13 protein-coding genes and 2 tRNA genes are annotated in these 17,638 nt (G+C 71.7%); 11 read left to right on the top strand and 4 right to left on the bottom strand.

All coding sequences use genetic code 11. The annotated features are described in order from the left end of the window. The first annotated feature begins 10 nt into the window (after positions 1–10). On the top strand, positions 11–478 hold the full coding sequence (gspM, locus tag EIM47_RS07585) for a type II secretion system protein GspM (protein ID WP_164514563.1): 468 nt from the start codon (positions 11–13) through the stop codon (positions 476–478). Positions 479–538: 60 nt separating this feature from the next. On the opposite strand, the gene EIM47_RS07580 is transcribed toward gspM, so the two are convergent. Further along, positions 539–1,834, bottom strand: a complete 1,296-nt coding sequence (locus tag EIM47_RS07580; protein WP_125076574.1) for a porin — start codon at positions 1,832–1,834, stop codon at positions 539–541. Between the two features lie 275 nt (positions 1,835–2,109). Here EIM47_RS07580 and pstS (EIM47_RS07575) point away from each other — a divergent pair, with 275 nt between their 5' ends. From pstS (EIM47_RS07575) to rnt, 7 genes are all read left to right on the top strand, one after another. Continuing rightward, positions 2,110–3,120: a phosphate ABC transporter substrate-binding protein PstS gene (pstS, locus tag EIM47_RS07575; protein ID WP_125076625.1), complete on the top strand. Its 1,011-nt coding sequence runs from the start codon at positions 2,110–2,112 to the stop codon at positions 3,118–3,120. Between the two features lie 199 nt (positions 3,121–3,319). After that, on the top strand, positions 3,320–4,414 hold the full coding sequence (gene pstS / locus EIM47_RS07570; protein WP_125076573.1) for a phosphate ABC transporter substrate-binding protein PstS: 1,095 nt from the start codon (positions 3,320–3,322) through the stop codon (positions 4,412–4,414). Between the two features lie 99 nt (positions 4,415–4,513). After that, positions 4,514–5,482, top strand: a complete 969-nt coding sequence (gene pstC, locus EIM47_RS07565) for a phosphate ABC transporter permease subunit PstC (RefSeq protein ID WP_019399270.1) — start codon at positions 4,514–4,516, stop codon at positions 5,480–5,482. Continuing rightward, positions 5,482–6,342 (top strand): phosphate ABC transporter permease PstA, encoded by an 861-nt coding sequence (gene pstA / locus EIM47_RS07560; RefSeq protein WP_028915374.1) that lies wholly within the window; start codon positions 5,482–5,484, stop codon positions 6,340–6,342. The genes pstC and pstA overlap by 1 nt, the downstream gene beginning before the upstream one ends. Next, positions 6,335–7,189 carry a phosphate ABC transporter ATP-binding protein PstB gene (pstB, locus tag EIM47_RS07555; protein WP_186828151.1) on the top strand — a complete coding sequence of 285 codons (855 nt, stop codon included), beginning with the start codon at positions 6,335–6,337 and terminating at the stop codon, positions 7,187–7,189. The genes pstA and pstB overlap by 8 nt, the downstream gene beginning before the upstream one ends. Positions 7,190–7,312: 123 nt before the next feature. Next, positions 7,313–8,005: a phosphate signaling complex protein PhoU gene (gene phoU / locus EIM47_RS07550; protein ID WP_125076572.1), complete on the top strand. Its 693-nt coding sequence runs from the start codon at positions 7,313–7,315 to the stop codon at positions 8,003–8,005. A 129-nt stretch (positions 8,006–8,134) separates the two neighbouring features. Further along, positions 8,135–8,731 (top strand): ribonuclease T, encoded by a 597-nt coding sequence (rnt, locus tag EIM47_RS07545; protein WP_186828153.1) that lies wholly within the window; start codon positions 8,135–8,137, stop codon positions 8,729–8,731. A gap of 10 nt (positions 8,732–8,741) precedes the next feature. Here the strand turns inward: rnt and EIM47_RS07540 are convergent, their stop codons facing one another. From EIM47_RS07540 to rnr, 3 genes are all read right to left on the bottom strand, one after another. Continuing rightward, the gene (locus EIM47_RS07540) at positions 8,742–11,708 is read right to left on the bottom strand and encodes a two-component regulator propeller domain-containing protein (protein WP_125076571.1); all 2,967 of its coding nucleotides are present in this window, start codon (positions 11,706–11,708) and stop codon (positions 8,742–8,744) included. 67 nt (positions 11,709–11,775) lie between these two features. After that, a complete protein-coding gene (rlmB, locus tag EIM47_RS07535; protein WP_125076570.1) occupies positions 11,776–12,522 on the bottom strand; it encodes a 23S rRNA (guanosine(2251)-2'-O)-methyltransferase RlmB in 747 nt (248 codons plus the stop codon). A 272-nt stretch (positions 12,523–12,794) separates the two neighbouring features. Next, positions 12,795–15,230: a ribonuclease R gene (gene rnr, locus EIM47_RS07525; protein ID WP_125076569.1), complete on the bottom strand. Its 2,436-nt coding sequence runs from the start codon at positions 15,228–15,230 to the stop codon at positions 12,795–12,797. A 110-nt stretch (positions 15,231–15,340) separates the two neighbouring features. Here rnr and EIM47_RS07520 point away from each other — a divergent pair. From EIM47_RS07520 to EIM47_RS07510, 3 genes are all read left to right on the top strand, one after another. After that, positions 15,341–15,425, top strand: a tRNA-Leu gene (locus tag EIM47_RS07520). Between the two features lie 130 nt (positions 15,426–15,555). Then, a tRNA-Leu gene (locus EIM47_RS07515) sits at positions 15,556–15,640 on the top strand. Positions 15,641–15,779: 139 nt separating this feature from the next. Continuing rightward, a complete protein-coding gene (locus tag EIM47_RS07510; RefSeq protein WP_125076568.1) occupies positions 15,780–17,597 on the top strand; it encodes an SLC13 family permease in 1,818 nt (605 codons plus the stop codon). Positions 17,598–17,638 lie beyond the last annotated feature (41 nt).

Below are 17,638 nucleotides of genomic sequence, written 5' to 3'. Positions count from 1 at the left end.
TTTCGCGCGCATGCACCCGTGGTGGGACGCCCGCGCGCCGCGCGAACGGTGGATGCTGGGGGCGATGGCCGCGATGCTGGCGGCCTTCGCCTACTGGTACGGGCTGCACCTGCCGCTGCGCGGGGCGGCGGAGGCGGCGCGGCTCCGGCACGACCGGGCCGCGGCGGAGCTGGCGCGGGTGCGATCGGAGGCGGCGGGAGTCGCGGCGCTGGAAGAGCGCATGCCGGCGCGGCCAAGCGACGCGGCGGCGCTGCGGGCGGCGGTGCTGGCCGCGGCGGCGAAGGCCGGGCTGGCGGTGTCGCGCGAGCGCGACGACGGCGGCTTCGGCATCGAGGCCGATGCGGCCAGCCCGGGGCAACTGTTCGCGTTCCTGGATGCGTTGCGCCAGGACCACGGGCTGGCGCCGGCCACGCTCAGCGCGGCCAAGAGCGAAGGCCGGCTGCGCGTGCAGGCGCAGTTCGTGACGGCCGCGCATTGAGACATCCGCATGAAAAGGAAGAGCCCCGCGCAGGCGGGGCTCTTCCGGAAGCCAGGCGGCTTACCAGCTGAACTGGGTGCGGACCGCGTACTGCCCGGTCTCGTCCCCGGTGGCTTCGTTGTCGCCCCGGGTGTAGTTGAACATGAAGCGCAGGTTGGGGTTGACGTAGTAGTTGACGCCGAGGATGACGCTGGTGGCCTGGCGGTCGTCGATGTCCCGGTTCTCGATGGTGTCGTAGCGGGCGGTCAGCTCCCACAGGCCCCTGTCGGTGACCTTGGGCGCGCCGAACACGCCGGTGGCGGACTTGTACGCCTTGTGCCCGCCGTTGATCAGCCAGCTGCCCTGCAGGTACCAGGTGGTCACGTCCTGGTCGCCGCCGATGGGCTGGCCGAACACGGCGTTGACGTACTCGCCCTGGAAGAACAGCGGACCGAACGCGCCGGCCGCTTCCAGGCCGTAGGCGGTGACGGTGTTGCGGCTGGCGCCGGTGGTGGTGGCGATGGCCTGCGACGGGCCGCGGCGGCCGGCGTAGCTGGCCGAGGCGACGAGGTCGGCCGAGCCCTGGTTGGCGTCCTCGCGGCTGGCCCAGCCGCCGAAGTGCAGGGTGTCGTTGTCGGTATTGATCGGCGCCCAGGTGACGCGGCCGGCCGCGCCCATGCCCTCGTTGCGGCTGCCCGAGGCACCGCGCAGGTTGAACACGGTGAAGCCGGCGGTGTGGTTCTCGCCTGCGCGCTGGTAGCCCACGCCCTGCTGGAACTGGCGGCCGTTGAACAGGCCGGTGGCCGAGGCGAAGGGCCGCTCCATCATCAGCAGGTCGTTGGAACTGGTCAGTTCCTCCATCGATCGGTACGGCTTGAAGTGGCCGATGGTGACCTTGCCGCCCCACAGGCCGGTGGCGATGTAGGCGTCGCGCAGGCCTTCGAGGTTGGTGCCGGCGGCGAAGTCCTGCTCCAGCTTGTAGTCCCAGCCCAGCGCCTTGCCGGCCAGGGTCAGGCGCGCGCGGCGGAACTCGCTGGTGCCGGTGGCCGAGGCCTGGTCGCGGTCGAAGGCGTAGGCGTCGAAGTGGATACGGCCGCCGAGCGAGGCCTCGAACTGCTTGTCGGGCGAGGTGACCTTCAGGCCGCCCTTGGTCTCCACCTTGGGCGTGGTGGTGGCGATGTTCTCGATGCTCTGCTGGGTGCCGACGTTGATGTCCGACTGCGCGTCGGTGCGCGCCTCCAGTTCGGCCACGCGGGCCTGCAGCGCGGCCAGCTGCGCCTTCAGTTCGGCCAGCTCGGCGCTGTCGGCGGCGGCGGCGTCGAAGGCGGCCGTGCCGGCGGCCAGCGCCAGGGCCAGTGCCAGGGGGGAATGACGCATGGATGCTCTCCGGATGATGAGGGGGGCGCCCCGGCCGGTGCGCGCGGGGAAGGTCGCGCCGCCAGGTTCCGCGCGCAGCATGTGGCGGAAACATGACCGGCGCATGACGCCGCCTGTCACATGACGGGAAGGCGCGGCGCAGGATGCCGCCGCCGGTCATCCTCCCGTCATGGTTGCGACATCCGGCTGTCATGCATCGCCTGTGCAATGGCCGGGCCGACGCGGGTCCTGCCGCGTCCCCTCTGCTGCCCCAACAGGAGCCCCGCTTGAACGCCATGTCCAAGTTCCGCGCCGCCGCCGCGCTGGTCGCGCTGTCCTTCGCCGCCCAGGCGCACGCCAACGACGTCACCGGTGCCGGCGCGTCGTTCGTCTACCCGGTGATGTCCAAGTGGTCGGCCGACTACAAGGCCGCCACCGGCAAGCAGGTCAACTACCAGTCCATCGGCTCGGGCGGCGGCATCGCCCAGATCAAGGCCGGCACCGTCGACTTCGGCTCGTCCGACGCGCCGCTGCCGCCGCAGGAGCTGGCCAAGTACAACCTCGCGCAGTTCCCGTCGGTGATCGGCGGCGTGGTTCCGATCGTCAACGTGCAGGGCGTCGCGCCGGGCGCGCTGAAGCTGGACGGCCACACCCTGGCCGGCATCTTCCTGGGCAGGATCATCCGCTGGAACGACCCGGCCATCGCCGCCCTCAACCGCGGCCTGGCGCTGCCCGACACCAAGATCACCGTGGTGCACCGTTCCGACGGCTCGGGCACCACCTTCAACTTCGTCAACTACCTGTCCAAGATCAGCCCCGAGTGGAAGCAGAAGGTGGGCGAGGGCACCTCGGTGCAGTGGCCGACCGGCATCGGCGGCAAGGGCAACGAGGGCGTGGCCGCCTATGTGAAGCAGATCAAGGGCGGCATCGGCTACGTCGAGCTGTCCTACGCGCTGCAGAACAAGCTCTCCCACGTGCAGCTGAAGAACGCCGCCGGCCGCTTCGTGCAGCCCAGCGACGAGACCTTCGCCGCCGCCGCGGCCAGCGCCGAGTGGGGCAAGGCCCAGGACTTCTACCTGGTGATGACCAACGCCCCGGGCGAGAACGCCTGGCCGATCACCGCCACCAACTTCATCCTCATGCACAAGAAGCCGAAGAACGCCGCCGGCGCCCGCAACGCCAAGGCCTTCTTCCAGTGGGTCTACGCCAACGGCGACGCCCAGGCCCGCCAGCTGGACTACGTCCCCCTGCCCGACGCCCTGGTCAAGCAGATCGAGGCGTACTGGGCCCAGAACATGAAGTACTGAGCAAGGGGCGGCGAGCCCCTCTCTCCCCTCGCCGCCCGGCACAGGGGCGCGGACCGGACGGTCCGCGCCCTTTCCTTTCCACGGCCCCCGGGACCGTCCAGCGGGGCCGCGGGGAAATGTCATACGGGTGTAACAAAAACATCATTTCATTACGTCCACGCCGGCCCGGCCGGCGCTCCTTCCTGTCGTGAGATCCCCGATGCTTCCCGCCCCGGTCCGCCTCGCCGCCCTGTCCCTGGCCCTGTCCCTGGCCGCCACCGCCTGCTCGCCCTCCGGCGACGGCGCCCCCGCCTCCGCGGCTCCGGCCCAGGCCGGCGCCGCGCCCGCCGGCCAGCAGACGCCGGTCGCGGCCGAGATTTCCGGCGCCGGCGCGTCGTTCATCTACCCGCTGGTGTCGAAGTGGTCGGCCGACTACCACGCCGCCACCGGCAACAAGATCAACTACCAGTCCATCGGCTCGGGCGGCGGCATCGCCCAGATCAAGGCCGGGACGGTGGACTTCGGCTCGTCCGACAAGCCGCTGTCCAGCGAGGAGCTGGCCGAGGCCGGCCTGGGCCAGTTCCCCTCCGCCATCGGCGGCGTGGTGCCGGTGTTCAACCTGCAGGGCGTCGAGCCGGGCCAGCTGCGCCTGACCGGCGCGCTGCTGGCCGACATCTTCCTGGGCAAGATCGCCACCTGGAACGACCCGGCCATCGCCGCGGCCAACCCCGGCGTGGCGCTGCCGGCGGAGAAGATCACCGTGGTGCACCGCTCCGACGGGTCGGGCACCACCTTCAACTTCAGCAACTACCTGGCCAAGGTCAGCCCGGAGTGGCAGCAGAAGGTCGGCGAGGGCACCTCGCTGCAATGGCCCACCGGCGTGGGCGGCAAGGGCAACGAGGGCGTGGCCGCCTACGTGAAGCAGATCAAGGGCGGCATCGGCTACGTCGAGCTGGCCTACGCGCTGCAGAACGGCATGCCCTACGCCTCGCTGCAGAACGCGGCCGGCCAGTGGGTGCAGCCCAGCGCCGAGAGCTTCGCCGCCGCCGCGGCCAGCGCCGACTGGGCCAATGCCCGCGACTTCAACCTGGTGATCACCAACGCTCCGGGCGAGAAGTCCTGGCCAATCACCGCCACCAACTTCATGCTCATGCGCAAGCAGGCCAAGGACCCGGCGCGCAACGCCGCCACGCTGGCCTTCTTCAAGTGGGCCTTCGAGCAGGGCCAGGCGCAGGCCGACGAGCTGCACTACGTGCCGCTGCCGCCGGAGCTGGTGCAGCAGATCGAGGCCTACTGGGCCAGCGAGTTCAAGTAAGCCGGCACGCCCGCGCCACACCGCGTCCCCTGCGCCGCCGGGCGGCGGTCCGACCCTCCCCGGACCGCCGCCCCGCGCGCACCTATTCCCAGCGAGCCGATGAACACCATCACCCTGCACGCCAGCCAGGCCGACGCGCGCGAGCGCAGCGACGCCCGCGCCGACCGGATGTTCCGCTACGCCCTGACCGCCTGCGTGGCCTTCGTGCTGGTCGCCCTGGCCGGGGCGGCGCTGTCGATGCTATGGGGCGGGCGGGACGCGCTGCAGACCCAGGGCCTGAGCTTCTTCTACTCGGCCGAATGGAACCCGGTCGAGAACCGCTTCGGCGCCCTGGTGCCGATCTACGGCACCCTGGTGACGGCGCTGATCGCCATGGTGGTGGCGGTGCCGGTGAGCTTCGGCATCGCCTTCTTCCTCACCGAGGTGGCGCCGCGCTGGCTGCGCGGGCCGGTCGGCACGGCCATCGAGCTGCTGGCCGGCATCCCCTCGATCATCTACGGCATGTGGGGCCTGTTCGTGCTGGTGCCGGTGATGACCGAGTACGTCACCCCGTGGCTCAACGAGAACCTGGGCACCGCGCCGGTGATCGGCCCGCTGTTCCAGGGCCCGCCGCTGGGCATCGGCCTGCTCACCGCCGGCTTCGTGCTGGCGATCATGGTGATCCCGTTCATTTCCTCGGTGATGCGCGAGGTGTTCCTGACCGTGCCGACCCGGCTCAAGGAATCGGCCTACGCGCTGGGTTCGACCCGCTGGGAAGTCAGCTGGGACATCGTGCTGCCGTACACCCGCTCGGCGGTCATCGGCGGTATCTTCCTCGGCCTGGGCCGCGCCCTGGGCGAGACCATGGCGGTGGCGTTCGTGGTCGGCAACGCGGTGCGCCTGTCGCCCTCGCTGCTGGAGCCGGGCACGACCATCGCCGCGCTGATCGCCAACGACTTCGGCGAGGCCACCGAGACCTACCGTTCCGCGCTGCTGCTGCTGGGCTTCGTGCTGTTCATCGTCACCTTCGTGGTGCTCGCCATCGCCCGCCTGATGCTGCTGCGCCTGGCCCGCCGGGAGGGCAACTGATGTCCGCCACCACCGCGCTGTACCTGCGCCGCCGCGTCGTCAACGTCGTCGCCCTGGTGCTGTCCTGCGCCACCGCGCTGTTCGGCCTGTTCTTCCTGGGCTGGATCCTGTGGACGCTGGTGGCCAAGGGCATGGCCGGCATCGACTGGAACCTGTTCACCCGCATGACCCCGCCGCCGATGCAGGAAGGCGGCCTGGCCAACGCGTTCTTCGGCAGCGCGGTGATGTGCGTGATGGCGATCGCCATCGGCACCCCGCTGGGCATCGCCGCCGGCACCTGGCTGGCCGAGTACGGCAACGCGCGCAAGGCCGGCACCGTGGTGCGCTTCGTCAACGACATCCTGCTGTCGGCGCCATCGATCGTGCTGGGCCTGTTCGTGTACACGCTGTACGTGATGCAGACCGGCGGCAACTTCTCCGCCTTCGCCGGCGCGCTGTCGCTGGCCTTCATCGTGCTGCCGGTGGTGGTGCGCACCACCGACGAGATGCTGCGCCTGGTGCCGGTGCAGATGCGCGAGGCCGCGCTGTCGCTGGGCATCCCGCAGTGGAAGGTGATCGTGCAGGTGCTCTACCGCAGCGCCAGCGCCGGCATCGTCACCGGCGTGCTGCTGGCCCTGGCCCGCATCTCCGGCGAGACCGCGCCGCTGCTGTTCACCGCGTTCGGCAACCAGTACTGGAGCACTCATGTCTTCCAGCCCATGGCCTCGGTGCCGGTGGTGATGAACCAGTTCGCCGCCAGCCCGTACGAGTCCTGGCAGGTGCTGGCCTGGGCCGGCGCCCTGGTACTGACCGTCTTCGTGCTGCTGGTGAGCCTGGCCGCACGCGCCCTGCTGCTGCGCAACCGGATCTCCCATGACTGACCCCGCCCTGGACCTGGCCATGAACCTCCCCGAGACCACCTCCGCCAAGCCGCTGTCGCTGGCCGCCGTCGCCCGTCCGGAGGCCGCCGCGGCGCCGGTCAAGCTCGCGGCACGCGGGCTGGACTTCTACTACGACCGGTTCCATGCGCTGAAGGGCATCGACCTGGAGATCCCGGAGAAGCGCGTCACCGCGCTGATCGGCCCCTCCGGCTGCGGCAAGTCCACCCTGCTGCGGGTGTTCAACCGGATCTACGCCCTGTACCCGAAGCTGGAGGCGCGCGGCCAGGTGCTGCTGGACGGCGAGGACATCCTCTCGCCGAAGTACCCGATAAACCGGCTGCGCTCGCGCGTGGGCATGGTGTTCCAGAAGCCGGTGCCGTTCCCGATGACGATCTTCGAGAACGTGGCCTACGCCATCCGCCACCACGAGCGGCTGTCGAAGGCCGAGCTGGCCGGGCGCGTGGAGCAGGCCCTGCGCCAGGCCGCGCTGTGGGACGAGGTCAAGGACAAGCTGCGGCAGTCCGCGCTGGGCCTGTCCGGCGGCCAGCAGCAGCGCCTGTGCATCGCCCGCGCCGTGGCCCTGCGCCCGGACGTGCTGCTGCTGGATGAGCCGACCTCCGCCCTGGACCCGATCTCCACCAGCCGCATCGAGCAGCTGGTGGAGGAGCTCAAGCGCGACTACACGATCGTCATCGTCACCCACAACATGCAGCAGGCCGCGCGCGTATCCGACTACACCGCGTTCATGTACCTGGGCGAGCTGGTGGAACACGACCGCACCGAGACGATCTTCTCCAGTCCCTCGAAGCGGCAGACCGAGGACTACATCACCGGCAGGTTCGGCTGACGCCGACCCTGCCGGTGCGGGATTGGGGATTCGTGATTGGTGATTCGTAAGAGCAAACCAACGCTGCCACCTGAATCCCTAGTCCCGAATGCCTAATCCCGAACCAAGCACCGGAGGTGCTGAATGCATATCGTCAGGAGCTACGACGAGGAACAGCGACAGCTGGTCGAACAGATCATCGACATGGGGCATGTCGCGGTGGCGCAGCTGGAGGCGGCGCTGGACGTGGTCGAGCGCCGCGACGACTCCGCAGCGCGGCGGGTGGTCGCCAACGACGACGCCATCGACGATGCCGAGCGGCGGATCAGCCGCGAGGTGATGCTGCTGGCCCTGCGCGGACCGCTTGCGCGCGACCTGCGCGAGATCCTGGTCGGGGTGCGCATCCCCGCGGACATCGAGCGCATCGGCGACTACGCCGCCAACGTGGCCAAGCGCTCGATCGCCCTCAACACCGCGCCCCCGCTGCCGCATACCGCTGGCCTGCGGGCGCTGGGCATGCTGGCCGCCGGCCAGGTCCGCCAGGCCCTGCGCGCCTACCGCGAGGGCGATGGCGAACTGGCCCTGCAGGTGCGAGACAACGACGCGCGCCTGGACCAGCAATACACCGCCCTGTTCCGCGAGCTGCTCACCTACATGATGGAGGACCCGCGCACCATCACCCCATGCACGCACCTGCTGTTCATGGCCAAGAACCTGGAGCGGATCGGCGACCATGCCACCAACATCGCCGAGAACGCCTGGTTCCTGCTGCACGGGGAACCGCCCCCCGAGCCGCGCGACAAGCGCGACGGGACCGCGGCGGCGGCCCCGCCCTGAACCGGCGCGCGGTCCCGCGGGCCGGCGGTGCCCCCGCCGGGGCCGCCGTGAAGTACCCTTGCGGGCATGACCGAAAGCGATCTGGACGACCTGCACAAGGACGAGACCCCGGCCGCGCCTCCCGGCGCGATGGCGCGCCGCTTCCGCGGCTTCCTGCCGGTGGTGGTGGACGTGGAAACCGGCGGCTTCGACTGGAACCGCCATGCCCTGCTGGAGATGGCGGCGGTCCCGATCGAGATGGACGAGCAGGGCCTGCTGGTGCCCGGCAAGACCGCCAGCGCGCACTTCATCCCCGCGCCCGGCACCGAGATCGATCCCAAGTCGCTGGAAGTGACCGGCATCGACCTGGACCACCCGTTCCGCCTGGCCAAGCCCGAGCGCGACGCACTGGGCCACGTGTTCAACCAGGTCCGCGCCGCGGTGCGCCGGCACGGTTGCCAGCGCGCGATCCTGGTCGGCCACAACGCCCACTTCGACCTGAACTTCGTCAATGCCGCGGTGGCGCGCAGCGGGCACAAGCGCAACCCGTTCCACCCGTTCAGCGTGTTCGACACGGTGACCCTGGCCGGCGTGGCCTACGGCCAGACCGTGCTGGCGCGGGCGATGCAGGCGGCCGGGTTCGAATGGGACGCCAAGGAAGCGCATTCGGCGGTGTACGACGCCGAGCAGACCGCGCGCCTGTTCTGCCGCATCGCCAACGCCTGGCCCTCGCCGCTGCCGGGCTGAGCGCGGCCGTTCAGCCCAGCTGCAGGCGGTCGCGGCCCTCGCGCTTGGCCCGGTACAGGGCCGCGTCGGCGCGCCGGTACAGGTCCTCGGCGTCCTCGCCCGGGCGCAGTTCCACCAGGCCCAGGCTGAAGCTCACCTCCAGGTCCTCCAGGCCGGCCCAGGGCCGGTGTGCCCGGGTCCGCGCCTGCAGCCGCTCGCAGGCAGGCAGTGCTTCCTCCAGCCGGGTATCGGGCATCAGCAGCGCGAACTCCTCGCCGCCCAGCCGCGCCACCAGATCCGAGCCGCGGCGCTGGCCGTGCAGCAGCTGGCCGAACTCGCGCAGCACCTGGTCGCCCACGCTGTGCGAGCGGGTGTCGTTGATCCGCTTGAAGTGGTCGATGTCCAGCAGCGCCAGGCACAGCGGATGCGCGCCACGCCGGGCCAGGGCCAGGTCGCGGGCCAGGGTTTCCTCGAACTGGCGCCGGTTGGGCAGGCCGGTCAGGGCGTCCTCGCGGGCCTGGCGGGCATAGCCCTCGGCCTGCTCGCGCAGCTGCTCCAGCAGGCCGGCACGCTCGCGGTCGATTTCCTGCAGCCGCTGCGCCTGCGCCTTCAGGTCGGCGGTGCGCGCGTCCACCAGCTGCGCCAGGCGCCGGTTGCTGGCCTGGTAGCTGTGCACGCGGTAGCGGTACAGGCCGTACAGCAGCAGCAGCGCCAGCAGCGCGCCGCCGATGCGCACGTCGCTGCGCTGCCACCACAGCGGCCGCACCTGGAACGACCAGCGCGCCGCCTGCGGGCTCCACGCCCCGCCCGGGTGCGCGGCCTGCACCTCCAGGGTGTACTGCCCCGGCGGCAGGCCGATGAATTCCACGTCGCGGCGGGTGCCGCGCTCGACCCAGCCGCCGTCCAGGCCGTGCAAGCGGGTGCGGTAGCGGATCCGCTCCGGCAGCAGGTAGCTGAGGCCGGCATAGGTCACCGCCAGGCGGCTGCCGCCCGGCAGTGCGGTGGTCGCGCGCCAGTCCAGCGCCTGCCCGTCCACGCTCACCGCCTCGATCACCGGCGGCGGCGCCGGCCGGTCGGCGTAGCGCGCCAGCCGCTCCGGGTCGACGCTGGCCGCGCCGGCGGCGGTGGCGAGCCAGATGCTGCCGTCGCGCCGCCGGATCGCCGCCGGCGAGGAGCTGCCATTACCCTGCGAGCTGGGCAGGCCGTCGATCTCGGTGTAGTGCTGCAAGGGCAGGCGGCCGTTGCCAGCGCCATCGGCCACCGCCTCCAGCGCCGCCAGCGGCACCCGCAGCACGCCGCGGTTGCTGGTGATCCAGGCATCCCCGGCAGCATCGGGGAGCAGCGAGAACACCGCGTCAACCGGCAGGCCCTGCTCCAGGCCGACCCGTGCCGGGTGGCCGTCGCGGATGCGGAACAGGCCGCGGTCGCTGGTCATCCATACCGCCCCGCCGACCTTGTGGAAGCCGAACACGGTGCGCGGGTCGCCGCCGGCGCGTTCCAGCGGCAGTTTTTCCACCGTGCCATCGGCGCGCAGCACGCTGGCGCCCTCGACCGAACCGATCCACAGTTCACCGTCGATCGCCGCCAGCGCGGTCACCAGGCCTTGCGGCATTCCGGGCAGCGCCGGCGGCGTATGCACGCCGGCGTCGTCGACCACCACCACCCCGCGGCGGGTACCGATCCAGACCCGGCCATCGTCGCCCACCGCGATCGCGCGCACGTGCCCGCTGGGCACGCCCTCGGCCTGTCCGTAGTGCTGCAGCAGCCGGCCCTGGCGCAGGCGGAACACACCATCGGCGAAGGTACCGACCCACAGGTCGCCCTCGCGGCCCTCGGCCAGGCTCAGGATCGAGGGCACCGGCGCGTTGCCGCCCGGCAGCGGCACCGGGTGGAAGCGGCCGTCGGCGCCGAGCCGGTCCAGGCCGCCGCCGCCGCCCACCCACAGCGTGCCGGCCGAGTCCTCCAGCAGCGCGCGCACGTATTCGCCGCCGAGGCCGTCGCGCCGGGTCCAGCCGGTGAACAGCGCCTCGCGCAGGCGGAACAGGCCGCCGTTGGCGCCGATCCAGATGCCGCCCTCGGCATCCTCCAGCAGGCTGGCGATGCGGCCGTTGGTCAGCCGCTCCGGCGGCAGCCATTCCTGCCCGTGCGGGCCGATCCGGGCGACGCCGCGGTTCTCGGTGCCCAGCCACAGGTAGCCCTCGCGGTCCTGCAGCATCGAGGTGAAGTAGCCGGCGCCGGGCAACACGTGCACCGCGGCGAAGCGGCCGTCCCCGCGGCGGCGGAACACGCGTTCGCCGGCCGCCAGCCACAGCGTGCCGTCGGGGGCGATGTAGGGCCAGACCAGGCCCGCGGGCAGGCCATCGGCGGGACCGAAGCGCCGCCACTGGCCATCCACCGCGCGCACGACCAGGCCTTCCAGGGTGCCGATCCACAGGTTGCCGGACGCATCCACGGCCATGCGCGGGAAGCTGGCCGGCAGCGGGATCCCCGGCGGCGGCGCGATGTACTCCAGGCGCCCGTCCGGCTGCACGCAGCCCAGGCCATGGTTCTCGAACAGCAGCCACAACCGGCCGCCGCCGTCCATCACCATGTCGTGGACCAGGGCGCGGGGCCACTCCGGCGGGCGTTCCAGGTATTCCCAGGCGCCATCCGCGCCCAGGCGGCCGAGGTTGCCCCGCGAGTCGCTAAGCCACAGCCGCCGCTGCGGGTCCAGGTACAGCGCGCCGACGCCGTTGTCGCGCAGGCCCGGCCGGGTGCCGCGGTGGAACGGGGTGAACTCGACGCCGTTGTAGCGGACCACGCCCTCCCAGGTCGCGAACCAGAGGTAGCCCTCGGCGGTCTGGGCCATGTCGCGCACGGAGTTGTGCAGCAGGCCGTTGCGCGTGCTCCAGGCGTCGATCGCGTAGTCGCGCAGCGGCGGTGGACCCGGCGGCGCGGCCAGCACCGCCGCCGGCAGCCACGCCAGCAGGCACAGCAGCAGGGCCTGCGCGATGCGCAACCGGCATCCGCGGGTGGTCCACCGGGATCCGCGCGGCCGCATCACGCCCCCTGTCCCCGCCGCCCCCTCAGCCGCCGCGCTGGCGGACCGCCTCGAACAGGCAGATGCCGGCGGCCACCGACACGTTGAGGCTTTCCACGTCGCCGGGCATGGGGATGCGGACCAGGCCGTCGCAGGTCTCTCGGGTCAGCCGGCGCAGGCCATCGGCCTCGCCGCCCAGCACCAGGGCGACGTTGCCCTTGAGGTCCACGCCGTAAAGGGTGTCGTCGACCTCGCCAGCCAGGCCGTAGGCCCACACGCCCAGCTTCTGCAGCTCGCGCAGGGTGCGGGCGAGGTTGGTGACCTGCACCACCGGCAGGCGGTCGGCGGCACCGGCCGAGGTCTTGCGCACGGTGGCGTTCACCGGTGCCGACTTGTCCTTGGGGATGACCACCGCGGTGGCGCCGGCGGCCAGCGCGCTGCGCAGGCAGGCGCCGAGGTTGTGCGGGTCCTGCACGCCGTCGAGCACCAGCAGCAGGGCCTTGCCTTCCGCGGCCTCGACCAGGCCGGGCAGCTCGCTTTCGTCCCAGGTCCTGGTGGCGGCGTAGCGCGCGGCGACGCCCTGGTGGCGGACGTTGCCGCCGATGCCGTCCAGCGCCTGGGTGGCGACCTTGCGCACCTCGATCCCGTAGCGGCGGGCCTGCTCCTCGATCTCGACCAGGCGCGGATTGCGCGCACCGGAGTCGACCAGGACCTCGCGCACGTGCTCCGCATCGTTCTCGATGGCGGAGGCCACGGCGTTGACGCCCACCACCCACTGGTTCTGCTTGCTCATCGACTGCACGGCCACGTAAGGAAGGCCGGCATTATCGCATCCCGCCGCGATCGCCGCCGGCGCGGGCCTTCAGCCGTGCGCGGGCCACCAGGCCGGCGCCGCGGCTCCGCTCCAGCAGCGGGGCGAACTAACCGCCGAAGGCCTTCCGGCAGATCCGGCAGTGGCAGGTCGAGGCGGCACCCGGGGTACCGGTGGCGCGGAAGCGGACCGCACCGCAGTGGCAGCCGCCGCCATCGTCCGGGCTTGCGCCATGGCCGCCCACGGCCCCGTCCTCAGTACTTGCGCTTGGGCCGCTTCGCCGGCTGGCCGCGCGGTGGCAGCGGCGGCAGGCCGCCGTCGGCGTCGTCCGGGACCAGGCGGAAGTCGATCTTGCGGTCCTCCATGCTGGCCTTGAGCACCACGATCCGCACCCGGTCGCCGAGGCGGAACTCCAGCCCGCGGCGCTCGCCGGTGAGCATCTTCCGCATCGGGTCGAACTGGTAGTAGTCGTGCGGCAGCTGGGTCACGTGCACCAGGCCGGTGACCTTGGACTGCTCCAGCTCCACGAACAGGCCGAAGCTGGTCACGCCGCTGACCACGCCGTCGAACTGGCCGCCGACGTGCTTCTCCATCCACGCCGCGCGGTAGCGCTCGTCGACTTCGCGCTCGGCTTCGTCGGCGCGGCGCTCGCGCTCGGAGCACTGCAGCGCCAGGCCGGCCATGTCGCGGGCCGAGTACAGGTAGCCGTCGGGCTTGCCGCGCTTGAGCGCGTGCTTGATCGCGCGGTGCACCAGCAGGTCCGGGTAGCGGCGGATGGGCGAGGTGAAGTGGGCGTAGGCCTCCAGCGCCAGGCCGAAGTGGCCGACGTTGTCCGGCGAGTACACCGCCAGGCTCTGGCTGCGCAGCAGCACCGACTCCAGCAGGGTGGCGTCGGCGCGGTCGCGCACCTTCTTCAGCAGGCGGGTGAAGTCGCCGGGCGTGACCTTGCTCCACGGCGGCAGGCTCAACCCGAACTCCTTGAGGAACTCCAGCAGGTCCGCGTACTTGGATTCCGGCGGCTTCTCGTGGATGCGGAACGGCGCCGGGATCCGGGTCTTCAGCAGGTAGCGCGCGGCCTCGACGTTGGCCGCGATCATGCATTCCTCGATCAGCTTGTGCGCGTCGTTGCGCGGCAACATGCCGGCCTGGGTGACCTCGCCGCGGTTGTCGAGCACGAAGCGCACCTCGGCGGTCTCGAACTCGATCGCCCCGCGCCGGGCGCGGGCGGCGGCCAGCACCTGGTAGAGCTGGTACAGGCGCTCGACCTGCGGCATCAGTGCGCCGACCTGCGCCTTCGCCTCCGGGTCGTCCTCGCCCACCGCCTTCCACACCTGGGTGTAGGTCAGGCGCGCGTGCGAGTTCATCACCGCCTCGTAGAACTTCGAGCGCACCACCTCGCCCTCGTGGTCGACCTGCATGTCGCACACGAAGCACATGCGGTCGACCTTCGGGTTCAGCGAGCAGATGCCGTTGGAGAGCGTCTCCGGCAGCATCGGCACCACGAAGCCGGGGAAGTACACCGAGGTGGCGCGCTTCTGCGCCTCCTCGTCCAGCGGCGTGCCCGGGCGCACGTAGTGGGAGACGTCGGCGATCGCCACCACCAGGCGGAAGCCCTGGCGGTTGGGCTCGCAGTACACCGCGTCGTCGAAGTCCTTGGCGTCCTCGCCGTCGATGGTCACCAGCGGCAGGTCGCGCAGGTCCACGCGGTCGCCGATCATCGACGGCTCGACCTGCAGCGGGATCGCGGTGGCCTCGTCCAGCACCTCCGGCGGGAACTCGTGCGGCAGGTTGTGGCCGTGGATCGCGGTCTCCACCACCAGCGACGGGGTCAGGCTGTCGCCCAGCACCGCCACCACCTTGCCGATCGGCGGGCGCCGGGTGTCCGGCGGGGCCACCAGCTCGCACACCACCAGCTGGCCTTCGCGCGCGCCGCCGGTGGCGTCCGGCGGGATGTGCAGGTTGCGCTGCATGCGCGCGTCGTCGGGGACCACGAAGCTGATGCCCGCCTCGCTGCCGAAGCGGCCGATCAGCCGGTGCACGCCGCGCTCGAGCACGCGGGCGATGCTGCCCTCGCGGCGGCCGCGGCGGTCGATGCCGGTGACGTTGGCCAGCGCGCGGTCGCCGTGCATGACCTTGCGCATCTCGTACGGGGCCAGGAACAGGTCGTCGCCGCCGCCGTCCGGGCGCAGGAAGCCGAACCCTTCCGGGTTGGCGATCACGGTGCCGGGGATCAGGTTGGTCTGCTCGAGCGGGGCGAAGCCGCCGCGCCGGTTCTGCACCAGCTGGCCATCCCGCACCATCGCGCCCAGGCGCTTGCCGAGGGCCTCGAACCGTTCCGGATCGCCGTCCAGCCCGAGCAGGGCCGCCAGCTGCGCATGGGTCTGCGGGCCATCCGCCTCCTCCAGGGTGGCGAGGATCGCCTCGCGGCTGGGGATCGGATTGTCGTAGCGCTGGGCCTCGCGCTCGGCGAAGGGATCGGGCACCGCCGCGATCACCCGCCGTGGCGCGCGCACCGCCGCCCCGGCCTTGCCCGGCCGCGCCGCGGGCGCCGGCTCCGGCATCCACGGTGGCAGCTTGTTGCCTGCCTGGCGCCCTGCGCCGGCCTTGCCGCCCGCCGTCCTGCTTCCCTTGCCTGCGCCGGCGCCGCCGGCTCCCTTGCGGCTGCCGCCGCGACTTCCAGTCTTCTTCATGGGCCGATCCTACACCCCGGCTGCTGTACCGGACCCGGGGTCCGCCGCGACCGCCGTGCACGGACCGTTGACATTGCCTTCGCGCGCCTCCAGAATGCGCCGCCTCACCTGCCCAGGTGGCGGAATTGGTAGACGCACTAGTTTCAGGTACTAGCGGGTAAAACCGTGGAGGTTCGAGTCCTCTCCTGGGCACCAAGACACCGGCTTTCGGGCCTACGAAGAACCCCGCCAACGGCGGGGTTTTTTGCATCCGGCGTTCCGCCCCGCGCCGCGCGGGGACTGTTGACAGGTGCAACCGCCTCCCGCAGAATTGCCGCCCTGCGCCGCCCAGGTGGCGGAATTGGTAGACGCACTAGTTTCAGGTACTAGCGGGTAAAACCGTGGAGGTTCGAGTCCTCTCCTGGGCACCAACGGCGCAGCGGCCAGACGGCCATCGATGAACCTCGCCCCGGCGAGGTTTTTTCGTATCAGGGCCCGCGAACGTGGGCATCACCAGGCCCCCGGCGTCCTTCTGGCACGATCCGGGTCCGCGCAGGGGGATGCATAGGCATGGACCCACAACAGATCGTCTTCCTCGCCATCCTCGGCGCCGCGCTGGCACTGTTCGTCAGCGGGCGCATGCGCGTGGACCTGGTGGCGATGCTGGCCCTGCTCGCGCTGGCCTTCACCGGCATCCTCGACGCGCGCCAGGTCCTGGCCGGGTTCTCCAGCGAGCCGGCGATCATCGTGGTCTCGGTCTTCGTGCTTTCCGCCGGCCTTTCCGCGACCGGCATCACCGACCGCATCGGCGCGGCGATCGGGCGCGCGGCCGGCGGCAGCGAGTGGCGCACGATCGCGGTGGTGATGCCAGCGACCGCCGCCCTGGCCGCGTTCTCGCACCACGTCATGGTCACCGCGATGATGCTGCCGATCCTGATGCGGCTGGCGCGGGAACGGCAGCTGGCGGCCTCGCGCCTGCTGATGCCGATGTCGCTGGCCGCCTCGCTGGGCACCACCCTGACCCTGTTCAGCGCGCCGGCCTTCCTGCTGGCCAGCGACCTGCTGCAACGCGCCGGCGGCGAGGGCCTGGACATCCTCGCCGTGACCCCGATCGGCGCGGTGCTGGTGGTGCTGGGCACGGTCTACATGCTGCTGGCGCGCTGGCTGGTGCCGCGCCGCCAGGGCGAGGCCCCGCAGGGCGACTACATGCGCCTGGAGCGCTACTACACCGAGCTGCTGGTCGAGGAAGGCTCGCCCTGGGTCGGACGCACCCGGCGCGAGTTCGACGAGGCCTTCAGCGAGCGCCTGCAGGTGGTGGACTGGCTGCGCTACGGCATGCGCCGGCGCCGGCAGTCCGGCGACAGCCCGCTCGCGGCCGGCGACGTGCTGCTGGTGCGTGCCTCGCCGGACGAGATCGCCTCGATCAAGGACGAGCCGGGCCTGGCCCTGCACGCGGTAGCCAAGTACGGCGACAGCCCGCGCCAGGGCGGCCAGGCCGAGCTGCTGGGCGACGAGCAGCTGGTGCAGGCGGTGGTCGCGCCGCACTCGGAGTTCATCGGCCGCAGCGTGGCCGACATCGACTTCCTGCGCACCCTGGGCGTGGTCGTGGTCGGCCTGTGGCGGCGCGAGGGCTGGCTGCACGGCGAACTGTCGGAGATGCGCCTGGAAGAAGGCGACCTGCTGGTGCTGTGGGGCCGCGAGGCCGACATCCGCCCGCTGTCCTCCCACCATGGCTTCATGATGCTGATGCCGTTCCAGGGCCGCGGCCAGGCCCGCCGCCGCGCGCCGGTGGCGCTGGCGATCATGGCCGCCACCGTGGTCGCCGCGGCCACCGGGCTGCTGGCCCCGCAGGTCGCCTTCCTCGCCGGCGCGGTGGCCATGGTCCTGTGCCGCTGCGTGCCGGTGGAGGAGGCCTACCGGCAGGTCGACGTGCGCATCTACGTGATGATCGCCGGGGTGATCCCGCTGGGCATCGCCATGGAGCGGACCGGCACCGCCCAGGCCGTAGCCGACCTGCTGATGGCCCACGCCGCCCAGTGGCCGGTGTTCGGGCTGCTGCTGGTGATGTTCTGGACCGCCGCCCTGCTCACCCAGATCCTGTCCGACGCCGCCACCACCGTGCTGCTGGCGCCGATCGCGCTGGCGGTGGCCGAGGCCCTGGGCCTGCCCCCTGCCCCGTTCGTGGTCTGCACCGCGATGGGCGCGGTGGCCTCGTTCCTGACCCCGATCGGCCACCACGGCAACCTGCTGATCCTCAACCCGGGCCGCTACACCTTCGGCGACTTCCTGAAGGTGGGGGTGCCGCTGACCCTGCTGATCGGCCTGGCCTCGGCCTGGATGGCCCGCGCCCTGTGGCTCGGCGGCCCGCTGCTGCCTTCCCTGCCCTGAGCGGCGGGCGCCGGGCGGCGGCACGCGGGTAGAATCGCGCT

This window comes from Pseudoxanthomonas sp. SGT-18 (assembly GCF_003931645.1).
Lineage (GTDB): Bacteria > Pseudomonadota > Gammaproteobacteria > Xanthomonadales > Xanthomonadaceae > Pseudoxanthomonas.
This window is presented reverse-complemented; position numbering and strand designations above follow the sequence as displayed.